Raw genomic sequence first — 17,538 nt, forward strand, 5'->3', positions numbered from 1 at the left:
TTTTTCTAACCACCAATGCCAAACTAGCTACGATGATCACGTATGACTGCCATGACTAATCGTACAAAGCCATAAAGCATTATTAATAACGCCAGCGATGTCCAGATAATGTAGGCACGGCGCGGATACAACGCATCTTCAGCCTCATAAGGGGTTGAGATGACGATCAGGTTCTTCATCTTTTTAAAGGCTTCTAGACGTGCTTTTTCAAGTGAAGATAGCGACAATTTATAAAGCTCAGTCGCAAAATCGACATCCGCTTTAATCGTTTCAAACTGTACTGCTTGACGATTTAATTTGGTCGTACTTGGGGAGGTCAGCTTGGTTTGTTCTTGAGTGATTTGTTCTTCTACCGCTCTAATCTGACTTCTTATCGACACCACTTGCGGCGCATCAGGGTTCAAGTAACTAAGCAGTTGCCGCTCTTCAGTGCGTAGTGAGCTTAACTGCGCTTGTAAACTACCAATCAGTTGATTTACTATCTGCGCATTGGCTTGCGGATCATAGATCTCATTAGTATTTTGATAAGTAAGCAGCTGCTCTTTAGCTTCATTTAGACGATCTTGCGACTCATCTAGCTGAGTTTCAGCAAATACGAGCTGGTCACGAGCGACTTCTTGTGAGATACGGTTGACGAACTGCTCAGACTCACCCAAGATGGCTTTATTGAGCTCATGAGCATAATCTGAATCAAAGGCTTCTGTTGAGACACTAAGGATGTAACTTTGCTCATCTAAGTCGATATGAACGCGCTTTTTGAAGTACTCAAGTAGCTCCTCTTGTGACGCTTCAGGATTTATCTCGTAGATAGGGTCTGAGCCATCGACATAATAAGCTTCTCGAAACTGAAATTTATTATCAAGACGTTTGATCATGTCATTGGACAGGATATATTCGGTCAGATAAGTGGCATCTTCCTTACTGGTGCTATTAACGCCCAGTAGCGCTGATAAACCGCCGCCAGAGGGTACGCTTGCATCACTCACTTGTTTGACCACTACGTCAGAAGTCGAAATAAAGCGCGGATGTGCGAGCGTCATGACATAAAAAATCACCAAGACCCATGGAAGGATTACCAAGCCGATAAACAGCGAGAAGTCAATAATCTTATTTTTTCGCTTTGTGGACATGCTCTTCATATACCTCAATCGCTTCTTTTGTATCGTTAAACACGAGTGCTGTTTGATCCATTAACACAATACCAATATCGCAGTTACGCTTAATATCACCAATATTATGCGACACTATTAAAAATCCTGCTTGCGCACGGCGAGCCGCCAAGATATCCTCACTACGTTTACGAAAAGCGGCGTCACCAACAGCACCTGCTTCATCGAGCATATAATAATCAAAATCAAACGCTAGACTTAAACCAAAAGTTAGACGTGACTTCATTCCCGATGAGTAGCTTTTGACCGGCATATCAAAATAATTACCGATATCAGCAAACTCTTCAACAAAACGAATTTTTTCATCAATATAAGGACCGCTTGAATATAATCGACAAACAAAACGTACGTTTTGACGTCCAGTCAAGCTACCCTGAAAGCCACCTGCAACGCCGACTGGCCATGAAATCGTTGAGTCAGTAATAATTTCACCGTGGTCCGGCTCATCAAGTCCGCATATAATGCGTAGCAAGGTAGACTTACCAGCACCGTTACGGCCTAGCAAACCCACACTTTGTTTATCACCAATGGTCAGGTTTAAGTCTTTAAATAGATAATGCCGACCTTGCTTAGTCATAAACGACTTGGAAACGTTTTTTATCTCGATCATTTACTTACCATGAGTTAGAACTAATCCCTATAAAACACTATATTTAGGAGTTATTAGATGTTTTACTTTGACCGTATCAAATCTCTTTCTACTGCTTTATACATCAATAAACCTAAGAAATTGACTACGACAGTCCACTTTAAAAAATACGTTATGTCGATATGATAAGCTGGATAATTAGGCGCAAAAGCATGCCTCATTAATTCAATATTATGGATAAAAGGGTTATAAAGTAGATAGCTAAAGTAAGGTTCTGGAATAATATGAATAGAATAGATAATCCCAGAAGCAAAATATAAAATAGTGAAAATTAAACTGATAATTTTACTAATTTCGCCACCATAATAACCGACGACCATCATAATCATTGCTAGACCAAAACCAAATAAAAATAAGGTTATCCAACAAAACAGCACTATATGTAGCTGCGCAAAACTAATAGGAATACCAATAAAAAGCAATATTGCTAATAAAAGTACAAAGGTAAAAAAGTAAATAACCAGCTCTAAAAACGAGCGCGCAATGATAACATCAATATGACGTACAGAGCGGTACATTAAGAGGCCTTGGTTGGCCTCTACCGCTCCTAAAGACCGTGTCGCTATCGTACTCATCATCCGAAACGGCACCAAACCTGCAACCAAAAATAGCATGTAATCTATCCCTGGTAGCACACGCGTCATAACAGCGCCAAAAATTACTAAATAGATAGCAACTTGGAATATGATTTCCAGCGGTGCCCACAGGTAGCCCAAACGATAACCACCAAAGCGTGTTTGTAGCTCACGCATCAGTAAAGCATGGAATGCGGCGCCCATGACTTTGAGGCCACTGCGATGCTTAATAGGACGATAAGGAGGCAATTGTACAGACATAGCGTTACAGGACTTCACCAAAAACAGCCCCTATGATAAGTAAGAGGGGCATAAGTTACAAGAAATAATCTGTGAGTAGGTAGATAAAGCTATGATTTAGCAAGAAATTGGCAAGTAAATAGCAGTAGTAATGATTGTTTATTGAGCTTGTATCATTAATACAGACACTGTCTAACGACTTATTTTAGACAAAAAAAAACCAACCACAAAGGATTGGATTTATTCATACTACGCATTACTGCTATATAGATGGTGGCGATGGAGAGACTTGAACTCTCGACCTCACGATTATGAGTCGTGCGCTCTAACCAGCTGAGCTACATCGCCATTTAAGGCTCGGTATAATACCGATAGAGGTGAATATCGTCAACCCCTAATTGGCTTTTTTTGCAAAAAATCTAAATTTAATTCAAATTAGTTGTAATTGTTATCACTATTAGTAATAAAGCACGAACAATAAAAAAGGTTTGGTAAACCGATAAGCCGGGTTCTGTCGTGGACGATCATTCCTCTAGGCGTATCATCGCTGATACGCTCAAGCAACCTACCCGCATCGAACGCGGGCCGCGCCATGCCGATGCCTATTTGGTCTTGCTACGCGTGGAGTTTACCATGCCGTGAGATGTTACCATCCACGCGGTGCGCTCTTACCGCACCCTTTCACCCTTACCTCACGTGCTGACGCGAGGCGGTCTACTCTCTGCTGCACTGGTCGTCGGGTTACCCCGCCCAGCCGTTAGCTGGCACGCTGCCCTATGTAGCCCGGACTTTCCTCCCCTGCAAGTCTGTTAAACAGTATGCAGCGGCGATCGCCTAGTCTACCAAGGGCGCTAGTATAGCAAATCTAATCACAGACTAGGAATAAGTTTTACGCTTATTTGCACTTTTAAGACCAGATTAAGACTTTTTAAATAAAATTCGATGGTAAAACCCACGCTTTATCTACTGACGCTGTTTGGTTGTCAGGCAGTGTTGTATCGTTTAGATAAGGCAACTGTAACCAATATGTGGTTGGATAATACTGTTGTATGTGATTTTTTAAAAACTCAATTGTACTAGTAGCTATCTCGTTATCGGTATTAAGACTCGTATCATGTATGGGATTATAAACAATACTATGCACAGACAATCCACGCGCTTTTATCGCCTCTAGACTAAGCAGCGTATGATTGATACTGCCGAGGCGACCAGAAGTGACTAATACTATAGGATAGCCTTGAGTAGCAATAAAATCTAAGGTTAATAGTTGCTCTGTAATAGGTACGAGCAAACCACCTGCGCCTTCTAATAGCACCACATCATAATCGGCTTGCAAACAGCGCGTAGCATTGTCAACGACTTTGGGGTCTAAGACTGCGTTGGCAAGTTTTACAGCCAAATGCGGTGAAGCAGGCTTTTGATAACGATAAGGACAAGTTGTAAAATCCAAATCATAAGACTGTAGAGGAATACCCATTAACCTACGATGAGTGATGATGTCATCAGCGATACTCATTGTGCCGTTATTATCGATCGTCACGCCGGTCTGTACCAGCTTTTGGGTAATGACACTGATGCCTTGTGTCATTAACGCTTTAGCAATCATTCCAGTCGCGTAAGTTTTACCGATGTCGGTATCAATACCAGATACAAATAGGACGCTCATTATCTACCTTAATAAGAAACTTATTTTTGCGTATTTTCAATTTTTATTGCGCCAGTTGTAAGGTTTGCAGATAGCTTGTCACTACCTTTAACAACGCTTGGCACAATGTGTTAAGTTCACTATCTGTAATCACATAAGGCGGCATAATATAGACCAATTTTCCAAAAGGTCTGACCCAAATACCATTGTCAATCAATAACGCTTGAAAAGTGGGCATATCAACGGCCATCTCTAGCTCGATTACGGCAACTGCCCCCAAACACCTGACCTCTTTCACACCATCTAACGCCGTAGCAGGCGCAAGCTGCTGCTGCATCACAGCTTGCATATTTGCCGTACGCGCCTCGATATCATAAGACATGATTAAATCAATCGATGCACAAGCGGCCGCGCATGCCAGCGGGTTACCCATAAAGGTCGGCCCATGCATCAGCGCTGGATAATCACTGTGATGAATAGTATCCGCGATTTGTCTTGTACATAAGGTGGCAGCAAATGTCATATAACCACCTGTTAGCGCCTTACCAATGGTCATAATATCAGGACAGATATTTGCATGTTCACACGCAAACAGCTTACCGCTGCGTCCAAAGCCTGTGGCAATCTCGTCAGCGATTAACAACACGTCATACTCATCACATAGCTTACGTAACAGTTGCAGGTATTCAGGACTATAAAAGCGCATACCACCTGCGCCTTGAATAATAGGCTCAATAATAAATCCGGCAAGCTTATCGCTGTTGTTGGCAAAAAGCTGGGTTAATTCATCGCGCACGTCTTGCGTTAACTTATGCTCAAACCCCATAGGCGGCGCAGAAACAAAATGCTGCGTCGGTAATTGCGTGCCATATAAGCTGTGCATGCCATTGACCGGATCGCAAATACTCATCGCATGCCAGGTATCGCCATAGTAGCCTGAATGGGTCGAGGCAAATTGGTTTTTATCAGTACGTCCAACCGCGATTTGGTATTGCAGCGCCATTTTTAGCGCCACTTCCACAGCGATGCTGCCACTATCAGCATAGAATATCGCATCAAGTCCTTTGGGGACAATGTTTAGTAGTCTTTCACCCAGATCGATTGCTGGCTTGTGCGTCAAGCCTCCAAACATGACATGCGCCATTTTGCCCAGCTGCTTTGTGATAGCAGTATTTAGTTTGGGATGATTATATCCATGTACGCTCGCCCACCACGACGACATGCCATCGATAAGGCGCGTACCATCTTCAGTGACGATGTAGATACCCTCTGCATGATCAATAACGATATTAGAATAAGTGGGCGGTAGACTGGCATAAGGATGCCAAAGATAATGGTGGTCAAAATCGCTGGTAGAAGTATTTGTCATAGCACACTCTTAAACATCAAACGTGTGGCAAATTGAGTGTCCATTTTCATCATATTATTCCTAGTTTTTAGCACTTTCATACAGTTAGTATTTCCCTACAGTTAGTACTTTCGTATAGATAGTGAACTCAATTTAAAATAGATAAAGTGCGACTGGGATGATTTTTTCGTAGCCGCTGTGATAGCAGCAAGTAAGGAAAATTTATACCAGTCGCGTACAACTATTAACGTATCGATTTTATTTTGCGCTGAGCATTTATCAATAGCATAATCTACAACGCATCACTGACCGGTGATACGTTTATATTTAGCCAGTAAATCGCCTTCAGTCTCAACGTGATTTGGATCCTTGGGTATACAGTCCACAGGACAGATGACCACACATTGCGGCTCATCAAAATGACCGACACATTCCGTACATAGATCGGGGTCGATAACATAAATATCGTCCCCTTCTGAGATCGCTTCATTTGGACAAGCTGGCTCGCATACGTCACAGTTGATACATTCGTCAGTGATTAATAACGCCATAAACTGCTCCTATTAAATAAGTAGGGTTATGAGCCAAGTTTGTTAATAAAAGCTTGTGAGACGCACTTGGGCACAAACTTACTCACATCACCATCAAGCTTGGCAATCTCACGAATCATCGTCGATGAGATAAATGAATAATGCTGAGATGGGGTCAAAAATACCGCTTCAAAGCGCTCATCAAGCTCACGGTTCATATTGGCGAGCTGAAACTCATACTCAAAATCTGACATGGCGCGCAAACCACGTAATACCGCGGTGGCATTTTTTTCACGCATAAAATCGACCAGCAACCCTTCAAAGCCCACGACTGATACTTGCGGTAAATCAGCAAATACCGTCTCTACCAGAGCAACGCGCTCCTCAAAACTAAACAACGGCTTTTTATGATGACCTGAGGCAACAGCGATCACCACTTCATCAAACAACTTGGTCGCACGGGTGACCAAATCGACATGTCCATTTGTGATGGGATCAAAAGTACCTGGGTATAAAATTTTGGTATGTAGCTTTGAAGATTTTGAAGATTCTAGAGGTTTGGTAGCGTTTGAAAGCTTTGACGCATTAGAATTTGGAAGGTTAGAATCTAAATCGTTAGAAGAAGTTGCTGGATTCATGGCAAGGCTAATTTATTGGTTAATAATAGCGCTTATGCTAACAAATTTTGGTTAAACATAATACTTATCTATGGTCAGTACTTAGTATAACTTTTAATCCAAATCTACTGAATATCGATAACGCACGACTACATTTGCCCTAACATTTTTAGTAGTAGCTTTGCTACAATAGTTGGTTCGACTCATCCATCTTAGCATGACAAAAATATAATCCGTATTAGGGTTAGGGTGAGGAACAGTTAGACAAGGACACGGTATGTTGTAGTCCTTATGGAGAGATTATGTCAAAAAAATCAAGAAAACCGGACAATCAAATTTGCTCAAATAAAAAAGCGCGGCATGAATATTTCATTGAGGAGACGTTTGAGGCAGGATTGTCGCTACAAGGTTGGGAAGTTAAGGCTATTCGTGCCGGTAAAATGACCATTACCGAAGCTTATATTATCTTTCGTAATAATGAGGCTTTTCTTTTTGGCGCGCATATTCAGCCGCTGCTCAGTAGCTCAACGCACGTGAGCCCTGATAGCATTCGTACCCGTAAGCTGCTGCTTAATCGTCGCGAAATCGAAAAGTTGATGGGCGCGGTTAACCAAAAAGGTTATGCTTGCGTGCCATTATCATGCTACTGGAAGCGCTCTATGGTCAAGTGTCAAATTGCACTGGCGGTGGGTAAAAAACAACATGACAAACGCAAAACTCTTAAAGATCGTGACTGGGAGCGTGATAAGCAGCGCGGCTTTAAGCAGCATTTAGATTAAAAAATTTGTCACCATGCAATAAAAAACGGCTATCGTTATGATAGCCGTTTTTACGTTAATGTGCTTAGAGCTATGTAAACCCGCTACGCTGACGCCGCGACTTGCTTGCGTTTGGTCGCTCGCAACTGCTTGACCCCGTGCGCAATTAAAAATGCAATCCCTGTCCAAATCAAACCATAGCTAAAGAGCATGCCTGACTCAAACGGATTGCCCAAAATGGTGATGGCAAGGATAAAGAGCAATGCCGGCTCCAAATAACTCATCATGCCATAGACATTGACGGGCAGCATTTGACTGGCATCAACATTGGTTTTCATCGCCAGCACGCTTAAAACACCCAAGCCAATCAGCATCATAATAAAAAAGCCCGAGCCGCCAACCAAACTTAAGCTATCCGGCGCCATAAAAAATAAATACCCCAAAGCAAATGGCGCAAATATCGTCAAATCTACCAAAAGCCCAGTAACCGCACCAACCCCCTGCAAGCGGCGCAAAATATAATATAACGGATACGTGCCGCACACCCAAAGGGTTGCCCATGAGATGCTTTGGGTGCGAATGATTTCACTGCCAACGCCTAACGCGGCAAAGCCCACCGCTAGCCACTGCAAGCGGCTTAATTTTTCACCAAATAAGACACAGCCAAACACCACCATCATCAGCGGAAATAAAAAATATCCCATCGCGGTTTGTACGCCTTGGCCATTGACCGGTGCCCACATAAATAGCCAAAACTGACTTAAAAATATTGGCGTTGGCAATAATAGCCACGCCCATTGCTTGAGGCTGCCAAGCGATTTTAATTTATCAATGTGCCCTGTCAGCTGACCGCTAAAAGTTAAAAAACCAACCAGTGCCGCCCACATCGCCAGCATGCGCCAGATAAATACCTGCGTACCTGATAATGGTGCCAAAAAGCTACTGTAAGCATATAGCACCCCAAATAAAACATTGGATAAAATAGCTAATGCTGCGCCCATCATCAGCGTTCGCTCCTGTGCGCTACCCGACGCCCATACCGCAGGCATCGGCAGCCGTGACAAGGTCGCGTGAAGCGCACCGGATAAAGTAGACGTTGACATAAAAGCACCTTGATTTAGCGAGTGAGTAGAAGAAGATCGGTTATAGGGTTTATCGGTTAACCACTCTGAAATGGTTAACGACTATCATACAGACGTCCTCCAATAAAAAATCTCTATAAAACCTCGTTTATAACTTTATTTATCATAATTTTCGATATTTTCTATACTTATTATCATATCCTCTATAATAGTGATAATAACTACATTTTTCATATTTATGATTTAAGCATGCGCTAATAACCATTACGATTTAACAGAGTATGATCCTATGAGCCAGTCTTTAGACGCCACCGACAAAGCCATTTTAAACCTCCTTCAAGACGATGCCACGCTGCCGCTAAAGACGATCGCCGAACACGTCCATGTGTCCATCGCTACCGCCCAGCGCCGCATTCAAACACTGACAGACACAGGCGTGATCACCAAGCAAGTCGCCATCGTAGATCCTAATAAGGTCGGCTATAGTTTGACGGCGATTGTGATGGTTGAGATGGCGCGCTCAAATAACTCGATGCAGCACCGATTTGAGCGCTTAATGAACGCGCAGGCGCAAGTGATGAGCTGCTATGAGGTGTCGGGCGATGCCGACTTTATGCTGATGGTGAGTGCCAAAAACATGAGCGATTATCATCAATTTACGCGCAATCTACTGACGTATGAGAACAACGTGCGCAACTTTAAAAGTCAGTTTGTGATGAACTTTACCAAAAGTGGCACGAAGATTTATTTAGATTGATCCATATGCTAAGGCTGCTTGTTTGGCGTTATCAGATATAGCAGAAAAGGGATGGCAAAAATAATCGCTATAAAGGCGTAAACAAATAAGACAGACAACCATGTACCGACATGAATGCCGCCATGCGTCATATTTATCCAATATTCAAAAGTGATCAGCGCCATGCCCGCTATGGGCACCAGCATCGCTATCATTAAATATTTATAAGTAAAGAATTTGCGGCAAAAACGACCTTTTTGATAATAATAAACCGTCGTTATTAGATAAATAAGCACGACAACTGGCATAAAGTACACAAGTAAAATCATCGAGAGCATTTTCGATTCCATTAAGTAAACCGCACTATCAATAAAATAGGCCTTTATGGTTCACTATACCCCATTTAATCCATCATTTTACCTTATGCTATCAATCACTTATCGAAGACTTACTATAAATCAGCATTCACACCATGAGTGCAATTCATGGTAAGATGAGCGCCTTTTTATGCATCAGCGACTGCGGCAATACATTGTCCATCTGTCGCGATTGCCAACACGCTATTAATAGGGTCACCTCATGTCTGCCGATACCATCGCTCGCACCGCCTTCAAACAAGGCGTCAAGCCACTATATGACTACGATAAGCATTGGGCAAGCTGCTATGAGCCTGCGCCTTATTTGCCGATGACGCGTGCTGAGATGGACACGCTGGGCTGGGATGCGTGCGATGTGATTATCATCTCAGGTGATGCCTATGTCGATCATCCAAGCTTTGGTATGGCAATTATCGGGCGATTATTAGAATCGCAAGGCTTTCGCGTCGGCATCATCGCGCAGCCAGATTGGAAGAGCAAAGACGCCTTTATGGAGCTTGGCAAACCGGTCTACGCCTATGGCGTGACTGCAGGTAACATGGACAGCATGATCAATCGCTATACCGCCGATCGCAAGATTCGTAGCGATGACGCCTACTCGCCTGGCAATGTCGCGGACAAGCGCCCTGATCGCGCCGCCATCGTCTATAGCCAGCGCTGCCGTGAAGCCTATCCTGATGTGCCAATTATCTTAGGCGGTATTGAAGGCAGCTTGCGCCGTATCGCCCACTATGACTACTGGTCAGATAAAGTACGCCGCAGTATTTTATTGGATAGCCGTGCCGATGTCTTATTATATGGTAACGCGGAACGTGCCATCGTCGATGTAGTACATGGCTTGTCTAAAGGCTATACGTTTGAGCAAATGAGCAGCTTGCGCGGTACGGCGTATTTATTAACCCCAAGCCGCCGCCATTGGCAAGCGCATATGACGGAAGTCGCGAGCAACGATGTCGATACGGTCGGCCGCGTTGACCCTATCATCAATCCGTATGTGATGACCGAAGACGTTGATAGCTGCAAGATTGAACAAGAAAAGCCTAGCGACTCGCCAGTTGGGCAAGCCATGACTGGCATGTCAGCCCAGTACAAGGGCTTTGTCGCAGAACCCGTCACCAATAAAGTACTGAACGCCGATCAAGTCGATGATGACACGCAAGTGGTACAGATGCGCGGCTTTGATAATAAAAGACTCACTGCGCGTAAGCACAAATTTAAAATGCCGCCACGTGATAAGACCGTCATTCGCCTACCTGATTATGACCATGTCAAATCAGACCCTGTACTTTACGCGCATGCCAGTCGAATTCTGCATTTAGAGACTAATCCTGGTAACGCGCGCGCCTTGGTGCAGCGCCACAGTAGCGGCGCGGGCAACTCGTTTACCTCCATCGATGTCTGGCTCAATCCGCCGCCGATTCCACTGTCTACCGAAGAGATGGACTACGTCTTTGACTTGCCCTATGCGCGCCTGCCGCACCCAAGCTATGGCGATGCGCGTATTCCGGCTTTTGATATGATTAAATTCTCCGTCAATATCATGCGTGGCTGCTTTGGTGGTTGTACGTTTTGCTCGATCACGGAGCATGAAGGGCGCATCATCCAAAACCGCTCTGAGGACTCTATCCTGCGTGAAGTCGAGGCCATCCGCGATACTGCGCCTGCGTTCACTGGCGTCATCTCCGACTTGGGCGGGCCGACGGCCAATATGTACCGTCTCAACTGTAAGGACGAGACTATTGAGAAAAACTGCCGTAAGCCGTCCTGCGTCTATCCCGATGTCTGTGAAAACCTCATCACCGATCACAGCAATTTAACCCAGCTATACCGTAAGGCGCGTGATATCAAAGGTGTGAAAAAAATCCTTATCGCCTCCGGTCTGCGTTATGATTTGGCGGTCAAAGACCCCGAATATGTCAAAGAATTGGTCAGCCATCATGTCGGTGGCTATCTAAAGATTGCCCCAGAGCATTCTGAAGAAAATGTCTTATCTAAAATGATGAAGCCTGGCATGGGCAGCTACGATAAATTCAAAGCCATGTTTGAGCAGTACAGCCAAGAGGCTGGCAAAGAGCAGTATCTTATACCCTACTTTATCGCCGCGCATCCGGGTACCAAAGATGAGGACATGATGAATCTGGCGCTGTGGCTAAAATCTCACGACTACCGCGCCGACCAAGTGCAAGCCTTTTACCCTAGCCCCATGGCGACGGCAACGACCATGTATCATACCCATAAAGACCCGCTACACAAGGTCAACCGCGAGGGCGGTGATATTGATATCGTCAAATCCGGCAAGCAGCGCAAACTGCACAAGGCGTTTTTGCGCTATCATGACCCGAAAAACTGGGCCTTACTGCGCCGCGCTTTGCAAGACATGGGACGTAGCGACCTAATTGGCAAAAACCGTGGTTGTCTAATACCGCCATTTAATGCGCATTTAGAGGGCCGTGATGCCAGTCAGGACAGCTATCAATCGGCACGTAAAAAGAATAGCCGTATGGGTAATGACTCCGTCAAACGCAGTGGCAAATCAGCGAGCCAAAACCGCAAAAACCAGCCTAATAGCGCGCGCAAAAAAGTCAGCCGTGGTAACTTCCAAACCCAGCATACCGGGTTGCCACCGCGTAAAACCAAATAGTATTGAATGTATAAAACGATGAGCGGAATATTATTGGCTCATCGGATTAATACCATTAGCAGCACTTATTGGCTTCCCAGTCGATAAGTGCTTTTTTGATCAAAGTAGTTCATGCAGTACATACGTCTGTTGTACAGAATTGGCCAATTAAAATACTCTGAGAGTAAAATTACATTAACCAGCGATTACGTAACGTGAATAACAGCTAGCAAACAATTTCTAACAATCTACAAGCTCTACTTTCGCTAATATGTGCGCTATATGCTTAATGCATTGTTAAATACAAATAAACGATATGATTTGATTCTTTGGAGAAAATTATGAACACCTTAACTAAGATTGCGACTGCTCTACCTGCCCTTGCTTTACTTAGCGCTTGTGCTACTACCGCGCCTACGCCTACCGCACCAAACACTCCTACCACGCCAAGTACGACAACGCCTACTTCAGAAAGCGTAACTGATGCAGCCTATGATCGTATGGCACCGGCACCTTATACTTGTACTGATGATAGTCAAATCCTTGCAAAACAATCTATCAATAAAAAACAAGTGATGTTGACTGCCACCCTACCTAAAGTGAACTGGTCAGAGCAGCCAATTATTTTAAATGGCGGCGTAGAGGGCGATACGGCAAGTTATGTCAATGAGTCAAACCCAGAAGTTGTCTATGCATGGCATATGAAAGGCGATAAAGGTATCCTAGCCATGAAATGGGCTGATGGTAAAGAATATCAAGTAAACTGCCAGATCGGTAGATAATGGTTAAGGTTGAATCGTTAACCTTGCGCATTTAAACGATATAAAAACAAAATAAGAAACAGCGAACCGAGAGCAGTCATCGAAAGATGGCTGTTTTTTTATGCGTCTAGGTCTAGATGGTTTGATAGATGGCACTATGCTGTGTTCCATATTTTTAAGATAAGAAAAGATATTTTGCTTTATTCCGCTAGAGAAGCCAAAAGAAAGCTGTCAAAATAGCGCTTATATAAAAATTTATGATTAATAAAGAGGATACGTCGATGACGAAGCGCCTAATAAGTATGATGATAATCGCTACTACAAGTATATGGGCGCTAACAGGCTGCGATAACGCCACCGACTCTGTTGATACTACCGACCAAACCACGCAAACAGCCACGGCAAACTCATCAGCATCAGAAGTCGATACGATAGACTGGTCATTAATAGATAGCGGTGAAAAGCCTGCTGATCGCGCCAATTATAAGTATCCGTTTGCAATCGATAGTCAAAACGTCCTTGATTATGCGGACTACTTTAAAGTGGACGCTGCGACCGCTCAGCATAACCTAACCGTGAGCATGGCAAGTAACGAAGCACTGTCAAAGGTGCTTGATCAAGTCAGCGATAGTTATACTTCTCATGAGCTGACTGATGGTAAAGATATGAAGCTTATCATTCATACTACGCCCGATGTCGCTGCCAGTAGCTATGATTATGTGCTATCCGATGACTTTGCTAAAGGGCTGGTGTTACCCATCGTGATTCAGCCGGATGGTGAGAAAGGTGATGTTGAGGTGCATGGAGAGATGCCACAATAAGAGGTTTAGAATGGTCACTAGTAAGCTCTATCCGCCATAAGTTTTACTGAAGCAAGTTTTTCATTTTTATGTCGAGCAAAGTACTTATTTATCTGGCAGGCTGATATAAAAGTTTAAGGATTTTCTAATATTGGAGGGTACGCAAAGCGCACCCTCCTAAAAACTACTTACTAAAGCAAAGCACGAATAAGCATATAGCTACCCATACCTACCATCATCACGTTTTCAGTTAATGAGATAGCCCCTAATGGCACATTACTATCTCCGCCTACGCAGGCACATTTTAGCTCTCGCTTATCAATATAAACCGCTTTGATCACTGAGGCGCCGCCGATCAAACCAATCGTTAACGCTATAATACCCGCTATCGGATTGAGCCAAGGCTGATCAGCAAGCATGGCAATACCAGCAATGGCTTCTAAAAACGGATAGACATAAGCATAACGCACGACTCTTCTGGCCAATAAATCGTAACCCAAAAACCCAGTCGTAAAGCTTTCTAAATCTTCAAGTTTTTTGATGGCCAGCACACACATAGATAAGGCAACAAACCACATCAAAGCTTGCATGGACAATACACTAATTGATAGTGCCCAACATAAAGCCAAGCTCATTAAAGCGGTAACAGAAAATATGGCGATAATGGGCGCATAGGTAGTGTCATCATTGCTTTTGGCTTCGCTATTGCCTAAGAATACTTGTAGTTCCTCATTGCCGCCAATACGCTTGCCCTCAATAAAGGTTTGCGGTGTGGTTTCAACTCCCAATGTATCTTTGACTAAACTGTTTTGGTCTTGTGTGGTGATATGGCGATCGACAATGTCGTAGCCAGCATGCTTGAGCGCGTCCAGCGACTTTAATCCGAACGGACATAGATGATCTTCCATTACCATCCGGAAGATGATGGCGCGTTTGCCGTCACCGTTGACATGCTCACCGGGCAATTTATTGATGAGAAAATCAAGCTTGTCTTGGCTGATAGAGTTGGTGTTGGTTTTTTCAGCGTCGTTATTATTATCGTTGTCTGCGGGCATGATTTACTCCTTTTTACAATTGTACAATCCATTATAAAAAAGAGCGCAATGCTTGCGGGTAAGCGTATGTTATTGATTTTTAGAGGGTAATAACATTGGGGTTAGTGGTGAGAGATTGGTTGGCTTTTAGAGTTTTATAGGGTGAGTTAGCTAAAGCCTAAATCACCCTACGTTTCTAATTTATAATTGGTGTGCGAGGGACGAGCATGTTATTAAAGTATGACCTAACCAGCAAATCCCCTCTAAGGGATTTGCACTTGCGAACCTGAGGAGGAATAAGCAAAACACTGTTTTGCCCGACGCAAGACAAGAGCCATGCTCGCAGTTAGCAGTGCAATTTTTTAACGGTTCTCATCCCCAACCATCTTCAAAAACTCATCCTCATCCACCACCTTAACCTCTAATTTTTCCGCCTTAGTTAATTTCGAGCCGGCCTTCTCCCCTGCCAGTAGCGCCGTGGTTTTAGCAGAAACGCTACCAACAACCTTTGCTCCGAGTGCTTGTAGTTTTGCTTTAGCTTCATCACGCGCCATGCTATCGAGCGCGCCGGTGATGACCCACGTTTGCCCATCGAGTGGTAGCCCTTCTGATGCGACTTGCTCAACTTTATCCCAATGGACGCCAGCCTCACGTAGTGCAGTGATGACTTCGATATTGTGCGGGGCACGGAAGAACTCATGGGCAAGCTCAGCGGTAATCGCGCCAACGTCAGGAGTTTCAATAAGCGCGTCCATATCGGCTGTCATCAGGCTATCAAGATCACCAAATTGTTGGGCGAGGTTTTGTGCTGTACCTTCACCCACACCGCGAATACCCAGCGCATAAATAAATCTGGCTAAGGTGGTCTTTTTACTGGCCTCGATAGCGCTGATGATGTTTTGTACGGATTTTTCACCCAACTTTTCAAGGGTAATCAACTCTTCTTGATGGTTATGCAATTGATAGATATCAGCGACGGTTTTGATAAGTCCATGCTCAAAAAAGCTAATAAGCCAACGCTCGCCTAAACCATCAATATCCATCGCCCGACGCGAGACAAAATGAATCAATGCCTCGGTCTGCTGCGCGGGACAAAACAGTCCGCCAGTACAACGCGCCAACGCTTCATCTTCTGGCAGGATGACAGGTGAGTCGCAGACAGGACAAGTAGAGGGTAGCTTAACTGGCTCAGAGTCTTCTGGACGCTGATCATGCCAGACGCGCGTGACTTTTGGAATGACGTCGCCTGCCCGGTGTACGCTGACCATATCGCCTGCACGCACATCTAAGCGCTGAATTTCACCAAAATTATGCAAAGTCACATTACTAACGGTGACGCCGCCAACCTTGATGGGTTCTAATTTACCAACTGGGGTAATCTGTCCCGTACGCCCGACCTGCCATTCGATAGTATGCAGACGGGTCATGACGGTTTCGGCGGGGAATTTATAGGCAGTTGCCCAGCGCGGCTCACGTGACAAAAATCCAAGCTGCTGTTGTAAGGCTAAGCTATTGACTTTAATTACCACACCATCGATTTCAAACGGTAGCTTGGCACGCTTTTCAATCACAGACTCATAGTACTCTTGAGTTTCGCGTGGGTTTTTTACCACTCGTACGGCACTGACACTAAAGCCAATGTCACCAAGCCAAGCCAACGCGGCCGATTGCGTCTCAATAGTTTCAGGTAGACCTTGATTTACCGAGTAGCAATAAAAAGCTAGCGGACGACTGGCGGCTATGCTTGGATCAAGTTGCCTCAAGCTACCAGCCGCGGCATTGCGCGGATTGGCAAAAGTTTTGTCGCCCTTCTCTTCGGCAAGGCGATTAAGACGCTCAAAGCCTGCCTTAGGCATCAGCACCTCACCACGTACTTCTAATAGTGGGATATCAGCGGCATCAGCGAGCCAAAGTGGCAAGTTACGAATCGTTTTAGTATTTTGAGTGATGTCTTCACCCGTTTGCCCATCACCGCGCGTGACTGCTTGCACAAACTTACCGTGCTCATATTTTAGTGAGACTGCAAGCCCATCAAGCTTAAGCTCCATCTCGTATTCAGGATTTTGCTGTGCATCGCTCAGACGGTCGTTGATCCTGCGCATGAAAGCATGCAGCTCGTCATAATCAAATACGTTGCCAAGCGACAGCATTGGAATGTCATGGGTCACTTGAGTAAATGCCGACAGCGGCGTATCACCGACTTGATTGATAGGACTGTCCGGCTGCACCAAATCTGGATATTCTTCTTCAAGCTCAAGCAAAGAGCGACGTAACTGATCGTATTCACTATCGTCTAAAACAGGGTTATCAAGCACGTAATAGGCATAATTGTGCGTCTTGATGGCATCAATAAGCGTGCGCATTTGAGTGATGATGTCGTGATGAGCATCAGAATTAATCGAAGGTTGTGAAGCTACTTTTTGATTGGTTTGGGTTTGAGAGGTGGTCGGTGCGATAGGGTCAGTCATAGTCGGCGTCTTTACAATTCAAGATGCCGATATGATAACAATTTTGCAGGTTACTCGGATAGAGTTTTACAGAAAATGAGGACGATTGAAAAAGGCAAATAACGTAACATCAATATACTATCTGCGTTA

General features: G+C 44.3%; 16 protein-coding genes, 1 tRNA gene and 1 other RNA gene. 5 read left to right on the forward strand and 13 right to left on the reverse strand.

The annotated features are described in order from the left end of the window. Nucleotides 1-23: 23 nt before the first annotated feature. From ACS8FB_RS10445 to coaD, 9 genes are all read right to left on the reverse strand, one after another. Nucleotides 24-1,130 carry a capsule biosynthesis protein gene (locus ACS8FB_RS10445; RefSeq protein WP_299218151.1) on the reverse strand — a complete coding sequence of 369 codons (1,107 nt, stop codon included), beginning with the start codon at nt 1,128-1,130 and terminating at the stop codon, nt 24-26. Then, the gene (locus ACS8FB_RS10450) at nt 1,108-1,779 is read right to left on the reverse strand and encodes an ABC transporter ATP-binding protein (protein ID WP_075103441.1); all 672 of its coding nucleotides are present in this window, start codon (nt 1,777-1,779) and stop codon (nt 1,108-1,110) included. Before ACS8FB_RS10450 ends, ACS8FB_RS10445 begins: the two co-directional genes overlap by 23 nt. A 62-nt stretch (nt 1,780-1,841) precedes the next feature. After that, nucleotides 1,842-2,654: an ABC transporter permease gene (locus ACS8FB_RS10455; RefSeq protein WP_439262752.1), complete on the reverse strand. Its 813-nt coding sequence runs from the start codon at nt 2,652-2,654 to the stop codon at nt 1,842-1,844. A gap of 250 nt (nt 2,655-2,904) precedes the next feature. Next, nucleotides 2,905-2,981 (reverse strand) — tRNA-Met (locus ACS8FB_RS10460). 136 nt (nt 2,982-3,117) lie between these two features. Beyond that, nucleotides 3,118-3,479: RNase P RNA component class A (gene rnpB / locus ACS8FB_RS10465), an RNA gene on the reverse strand. An 82-nt stretch (nt 3,480-3,561) separates the two neighbouring features. Beyond that, on the reverse strand, nt 3,562-4,299 hold the full coding sequence (bioD, locus tag ACS8FB_RS10470) for a dethiobiotin synthase (protein ID WP_439262754.1): 738 nt from the start codon (nt 4,297-4,299) through the stop codon (nt 3,562-3,564). A gap of 43 nt (nt 4,300-4,342) precedes the next feature. Further along, on the reverse strand, nt 4,343-5,647 hold the full coding sequence (gene bioA / locus ACS8FB_RS10475) for an adenosylmethionine--8-amino-7-oxononanoate transaminase (protein WP_439262756.1): 1,305 nt from the start codon (nt 5,645-5,647) through the stop codon (nt 4,343-4,345). Nucleotides 5,648-5,928: 281 nt separating this feature from the next. After that, entirely contained in the window at nt 5,929-6,177 is a 249-nt protein-coding gene (locus ACS8FB_RS10480; protein ID WP_439262758.1) for a YfhL family 4Fe-4S dicluster ferredoxin, read from the reverse strand. 26 nt (nt 6,178-6,203) lie between these two features. Further along, nucleotides 6,204-6,794 (reverse strand): pantetheine-phosphate adenylyltransferase, encoded by a 591-nt coding sequence (gene coaD / locus ACS8FB_RS10485; RefSeq protein ID WP_439262760.1) that lies wholly within the window; start codon nt 6,792-6,794, stop codon nt 6,204-6,206. Between the two features lie 281 nt (nt 6,795-7,075). Between coaD and smpB the strand changes: the two genes are divergently transcribed. Continuing rightward, on the forward strand, nt 7,076-7,552 hold the full coding sequence (smpB, locus tag ACS8FB_RS10490) for an SsrA-binding protein SmpB (protein WP_299218160.1): 477 nt from the start codon (nt 7,076-7,078) through the stop codon (nt 7,550-7,552). A gap of 83 nt (nt 7,553-7,635) precedes the next feature. Here the strand turns inward: smpB and rarD are convergent, their stop codons facing one another. Beyond that, on the reverse strand, nt 7,636-8,634 hold the full coding sequence (gene rarD / locus ACS8FB_RS10495; RefSeq protein WP_439262763.1) for an EamA family transporter RarD: 999 nt from the start codon (nt 8,632-8,634) through the stop codon (nt 7,636-7,638). 268 nt (nt 8,635-8,902) lie between these two features. Between rarD and ACS8FB_RS10500 the strand changes: the two genes are divergently transcribed. Then, a complete protein-coding gene (locus ACS8FB_RS10500) occupies nt 8,903-9,370 on the forward strand; it encodes an Lrp/AsnC family transcriptional regulator (protein WP_439262765.1) in 468 nt (155 codons plus the stop codon). Nucleotides 9,371-9,378: 8 nt separating this feature from the next. On the opposite strand, the gene ACS8FB_RS10505 is transcribed toward ACS8FB_RS10500, so the two are convergent. Continuing rightward, the gene (locus tag ACS8FB_RS10505) at nt 9,379-9,687 is read right to left on the reverse strand and encodes a hypothetical protein (protein ID WP_439262767.1); all 309 of its coding nucleotides are present in this window, start codon (nt 9,685-9,687) and stop codon (nt 9,379-9,381) included. Nucleotides 9,688-9,928: 241 nt separating this feature from the next. Here ACS8FB_RS10505 and ACS8FB_RS10510 point away from each other — a divergent pair, with 241 nt between their 5' ends. From ACS8FB_RS10510 to ACS8FB_RS10520, 3 genes are all read left to right on the forward strand, one after another. Next, a complete protein-coding gene (locus ACS8FB_RS10510; protein ID WP_439262769.1) occupies nt 9,929-12,367 on the forward strand; it encodes a YgiQ family radical SAM protein in 2,439 nt (812 codons plus the stop codon). Nucleotides 12,368-12,687: 320 nt separating this feature from the next. After that, complete coding sequence (locus ACS8FB_RS10515) at nt 12,688-13,128, forward strand: hypothetical protein (protein WP_439262771.1); 441 nt, start codon at nt 12,688-12,690, stop codon at nt 13,126-13,128. A 260-nt stretch (nt 13,129-13,388) separates the two neighbouring features. Further along, nucleotides 13,389-13,928 carry a hypothetical protein gene (locus ACS8FB_RS10520; RefSeq protein WP_439262773.1) on the forward strand — a complete coding sequence of 180 codons (540 nt, stop codon included), beginning with the start codon at nt 13,389-13,391 and terminating at the stop codon, nt 13,926-13,928. Between the two features lie 170 nt (nt 13,929-14,098). On the opposite strand, the gene ACS8FB_RS10525 is transcribed toward ACS8FB_RS10520, so the two are convergent. Beyond that, on the reverse strand, nt 14,099-14,962 hold the full coding sequence (locus ACS8FB_RS10525) for a MauE/DoxX family redox-associated membrane protein (protein ID WP_439262775.1): 864 nt from the start codon (nt 14,960-14,962) through the stop codon (nt 14,099-14,101). A gap of 341 nt (nt 14,963-15,303) precedes the next feature. Beyond that, nucleotides 15,304-17,409 carry an NAD-dependent DNA ligase LigA gene (gene ligA, locus ACS8FB_RS10530; RefSeq protein WP_439262777.1) on the reverse strand — a complete coding sequence of 702 codons (2,106 nt, stop codon included), beginning with the start codon at nt 17,407-17,409 and terminating at the stop codon, nt 15,304-15,306. Nucleotides 17,410-17,538: the final 129 nt, after the last annotated feature.

This window comes from Psychrobacter sp. 1U1, assembly GCF_051847535.1.
In the GTDB taxonomy this organism is placed as follows: Bacteria; Pseudomonadota; Gammaproteobacteria; order Pseudomonadales; family Moraxellaceae; genus Psychrobacter; species Psychrobacter saeujeotis.

Bases quoted from the DNA above. Each gene is read 5' to 3' on its own strand.
- ACS8FB_RS10525 (WP_439262775.1), bottom strand. From the start codon at position 14,962: ATGCCCGCAGACAACGATAATAATAACGACGCTGAAAAAACCAACACC.
- ACS8FB_RS10480 (WP_439262758.1), bottom strand. From the start codon at position 6,177: ATGGCGTTATTAATCACTGACGAATGTATCAACTGTGACGTATGCGAG.
- bioA (WP_439262756.1), bottom strand. From the start codon at position 5,647: ATGACAAATACTTCTACCAGCGATTTTGACCACCATTATCTTTGGCAT.
- bioD (WP_439262754.1), bottom strand. From the start codon at position 4,299: ATGAGCGTCCTATTTGTATCTGGTATTGATACCGACATCGGTAAAACT.
- coaD (WP_439262760.1), bottom strand. From the start codon at position 6,794: ATGAATCCAGCAACTTCTTCTAACGATTTAGATTCTAACCTTCCAAAT.
- rarD (WP_439262763.1), bottom strand. From the start codon at position 8,634: ATGTCAACGTCTACTTTATCCGGTGCGCTTCACGCGACCTTGTCACGG.
- ACS8FB_RS10445 (WP_299218151.1), bottom strand. From the start codon at position 1,130: ATGTCCACAAAGCGAAAAAATAAGATTATTGACTTCTCGCTGTTTATC.
- ACS8FB_RS10515 (WP_439262771.1), top strand. From the start codon at position 12,688: ATGAACACCTTAACTAAGATTGCGACTGCTCTACCTGCCCTTGCTTTA.
- ACS8FB_RS10505 (WP_439262767.1), bottom strand. From the start codon at position 9,687: ATGCTCTCGATGATTTTACTTGTGTACTTTATGCCAGTTGTCGTGCTT.
- ligA (WP_439262777.1), bottom strand. From the start codon at position 17,409: ATGACTGACCCTATCGCACCGACCACCTCTCAAACCCAAACCAATCAA.
- ACS8FB_RS10500 (WP_439262765.1), top strand. From the start codon at position 8,903: ATGAGCCAGTCTTTAGACGCCACCGACAAAGCCATTTTAAACCTCCTT.
- ACS8FB_RS10450 (WP_075103441.1), bottom strand. From the start codon at position 1,779: ATGATCGAGATAAAAAACGTTTCCAAGTCGTTTATGACTAAGCAAGGT.
- ACS8FB_RS10520 (WP_439262773.1), top strand. From the start codon at position 13,389: ATGACGAAGCGCCTAATAAGTATGATGATAATCGCTACTACAAGTATA.
- ACS8FB_RS10510 (WP_439262769.1), top strand. From the start codon at position 9,929: ATGTCTGCCGATACCATCGCTCGCACCGCCTTCAAACAAGGCGTCAAG.
- smpB (WP_299218160.1), top strand. From the start codon at position 7,076: ATGTCAAAAAAATCAAGAAAACCGGACAATCAAATTTGCTCAAATAAA.
- ACS8FB_RS10455 (WP_439262752.1), bottom strand. From the start codon at position 2,654: ATGTCTGTACAATTGCCTCCTTATCGTCCTATTAAGCATCGCAGTGGC.